Annotated in this window: 2 protein-coding genes and 1 pseudogene; all 3 read right to left on the bottom strand. The window is 51.5% G+C overall.

Features of this window, described 5'->3' with window-relative positions:
* Positions 1 to 175: 175 nt before the first annotated feature.
* Positions 176 to 1,531 (bottom strand): RIP metalloprotease RseP, encoded by a 1,356-nt coding sequence (gene rseP, locus HMPREF9007_RS15850; protein WP_008761110.1) that lies wholly within the window; start codon positions 1,529 to 1,531, stop codon positions 176 to 178.
* A 124-nt stretch (positions 1,532 to 1,655) separates the two neighbouring features.
* Positions 1,656 to 2,828: a 1-deoxy-D-xylulose-5-phosphate reductoisomerase gene (locus HMPREF9007_RS15855; protein ID WP_008761109.1), complete on the bottom strand. Its 1,173-nt coding sequence runs from the start codon at positions 2,826 to 2,828 to the stop codon at positions 1,656 to 1,658.
* 63 nt (positions 2,829 to 2,891) lie between these two features.
* Positions 2,892 to 3,545 (bottom strand): annotated as a pseudogene (locus HMPREF9007_RS15860) (M23 family metallopeptidase); the annotation flags it as partial.

The following is a 3,545-nucleotide window of genomic DNA, read 5'->3' as shown; positions in this document are numbered from 1 at the left end:
TTCTATATACGATAAATAGTACACTATATTTTACTGTATTTCAACAATATACATTGCTTCATCGCCGACATCCTCCTTTTATCCGCCAGCAGTCCGCTGTCGCCGGGATTGCTGTTCTGACAACTTCCGGTCTGCACGAGGGGAGGACGGATGTGTGTGTCTTGCCAATCCCTGCTTAGAAGAAGAACCTCAATATGTCATTGAAGTTTGCCCAGATCAGCAAGCCGAACAGAAGCACCATACCGGTCATCTGAGCGTACTCCATAAACTTGTCACTCGGTTTACGACGGGCTATCATCTCGTAGAAGAGGAAGAGCACGTGTCCGCCGTCCAATGCGGGAATCGGAAGAATGTTCATGAAGGCAAGGATGATGGAAAGGAAGGCGGTCATGTACCAGAACTGATGCCAGTCCCACGTAGCAGGGAAAATGCTTCCGATAGTACCGAAGCCGCCCAACTGTTTGGCTCCTTCTTTCGAGAAGAGATATTTCATGTTGCCGACGTATCCTTTCAATGTCTTCACACCCAGAGAGACGCCTGCGGGGAAAGATTCAAAGAATGTGTATTCCTTTTTCACCATAGGCAGCAGACGATCCGTTGTCAGACTGGCAACTACGCCCATCAGATAAGCGGAATCCACGCGCAGGGAAGTCGTATCGGTCACACCGCCACGCACATACGTCAGCGTGATCAGACGAGGGTCGATGCTGTCTTTCAGAAGCGTTTCGGCGTTTTTCTTGCGTTCCGCCATCGTCTGCTTGAAATCAGAGAAGGAGATGGATTTTCCGTCCAATGCGATGATACTGTCGCCCGGCAGGATGCCTGCCTGCGCAGCGGGAGAATTAACCACCACGCTGTCAATCACATACGGGAAACGGAAAGAAGCAAAACGAACGCTGTCTGCCATCAGGCGCTGCATCATGTCTTCGGGAATGTAGACGGAGGCCTTCTTGCCGTCACGAAGCACTGATACCTCACGGGCATCGGCTATCTGACTCAGCATATCGCCGTCATAACGCACAAAAGGCACATTGTCGGCAGACAAAAGGATGTCTCCATCCTGAAAACCGACCGCTTTCGCCGTTTCGTTGAAGTCCATACCGAGGGGAGCTTCTTGGACCTTTATATACTGGTCGCCCCAAGCGAAAAGAATCATTGAATAAATAAAAAGCGCCAACAGGAAGTTGAACAGCACACCGCCCACCATGATCAGAAGGCGCTGCCAAGCCGGCTTGGAACGGAACTCCCAAGGTTGCTCAGGCTGCTTCATCTGTTCGGTGTCCATCGACTCGTCTATCATTCCGGCTATCTTGACGTAACCGCCCAGCGGCAGCCATCCTACCGCATACTCCGTATCACTTCTCTTGGGTTTGAACTTGAACAAGGTAAACCACGGGTCAAAGAACAAGCAGAATTTTTCTACACGCACCTTGAACAACCGGGCAAAAAGGAAATGCCCGCCTTCATGAATAATAACGAGCAAGGATAAGCTCATTATCAGTTGCAGGGCACGAATTAAAAATGTTTCCATATAGTCTATTTACAATTTAAAGCCTCATCCAAACCCTCTGCTCATAAGAGGAAAACCGAGGCGCTTTCTAATTTATATTACTTATTTATATTTTTCATTGTTCACGAAATCAGCTCCGGCGCTATCACGGAATCAGCTCCGCAGCTATTCTCCGCGCTTCGGCGTCGGTAGCCACATAGTCGTCGTAAGCAGGAGCGGCTACAAACGCGGCACGTTCCATTGTCTTTTCGATCACATCGCTCATACCGAGGAAGCTGATGCCGTCCCGGAGGAAAGCGGCTACCACTACTTCGTTAGCGGCATTGACAATGCAAGGCATATTTCCGCCCCGATACATCGCCTCGTAAGCCAGGGCAAGGTTGCGGAAACGCTTCGTATCCGGTTGCTCGAACGTCAGGTTCGTGCACTGGGTGAAGTCGAGCCTGTCGAAAGAAGAGCAGATACGGTCGGGATACGAGAACGCATACTGGATGGGCAGACGCATATCCGGCATGCCTAGCTGTGCCTTGACGGCACCGTCCTCAAACTGCACCATGGAATGAATGACCGACTGCGGATGCACCACCACCTCGATCTGGCTGGGCTGCACGCCGAACAGCCATTTCGCCTCGATGACCTCAAAGCCCTTGTTCATCATGGATGCGGAGTCAATGGTGATCTTGGTTCCCATCTCCCAGTTGGGATGTTTCAATGCCTGTGTCTTGGTGACGGACTTCAGCTGCTCCAGCGTGCAGGTCCGAAACGGACCACCGGAAGCGGTCAGTATCACCTTCTCAATCGGGTTCCCGACTTCTCCAGCTAAACACTGGAAGACTGCCGAGTGTTCAGAGTCCACCGGCAAAATGGGAGTGTGGTATTGCTGTGCCAGTTGGTTGATCAGTTCTCCCGCCACCACAAGCGTCTCCTTATTGGCAAGCGCAATGGCTTTCTTGGCACGAATGGCGTTGATCGTCGGCTTCAGTCCGGCATAGCCCACCATTGCCGTCAGCACCATATCTACCGGTCCGGCCTCCACGATCTGACAGACCGCGTCGATTCCGGCATATACTTTGATCGGAAGGTCGCTCAGCGCTTCCTTCAGTTGGGCGTACTTTTCTTCGTTGGCTATCACCACCACTTCCGGCTGGAACTTGCGTGCCTGTGCAATCAGCAGTTCTACCCGGTTGTTGGCCGTCAGGGCATAGGCTTCGTAGAGGTCGGGGTGTTCTTCGATCACCTGCAACGCCTGCGTCCCGATAGAGCCCGTAGAGCCTAAAATAGCTATTTGTTTCTTCTTATTCTTCTTTTCTGAATCCATTATTATCTAATTCCTCTGTCACTTGTCACTTATAATCGTATATCCCACTTCTCGTCATTGGCTTTAAAACACGATGTATTTCTCCGGATTGACAGGATGTCCCTTGTACCACAGTTCGAAGTGGAGATGCGGCCCTGTGCTGAGCGTTCCGCTGTTTCCCACCAGTGCGATGGCTTCGCCTCCTTTCACGCGGTCGCCTTCTTTTTTCAGCAGCGAGCCGCAGTGCTTGTAGATCGAGACGAAATCCTGACTGTGCTGTACGCCTATCACGTAACCGGTTTCGGCGGTGTAGGTGCTCAGAAAGACGGTGCCGTCCATGGTTGCCAGCACGCTTTCGTTGGGGTTGGCGGCAATATCCGTTCCAAAGTGTTTCTTATCGGTGTTGAAATGGTCGGAAACCATTCCACGGGTCGGACGATACAGGATCAGTCCGTTGACATCCGGCTGCGAAACGATCGTAGTCAGATTATATTTTTCATTTTCTTCGTATTGGCGGCGAAATTCCTCTTCACGTCTGGTACGTTCCATCAGGGTGTCTTCGCGGGCGGCGGTCAGCGAGTCGAGCGTCTGCACGCTGTCTATGGGCACTTTTCCGCTGAAAATATCCCGTATGTTCATGATGTAGAGGTTCTGCCTGTTGAGCAGTTCCTGCAAGGAATCCACGCGGAGCGTTGTCCACGATCTGACTGCGGACTTCACTGTTCATATATCCGGGGA

It is taken from the genome of Bacteroides sp. 1_1_14, assembly GCF_000162515.1.
Classification (GTDB): Bacteria; Bacteroidota; Bacteroidia; order Bacteroidales; family Bacteroidaceae; genus Bacteroides; species Bacteroides thetaiotaomicron.
The sequence above is the reverse complement of the archived record's forward strand: the minus strand, read 5'-3'. Positions and strand labels throughout refer to the sequence as shown.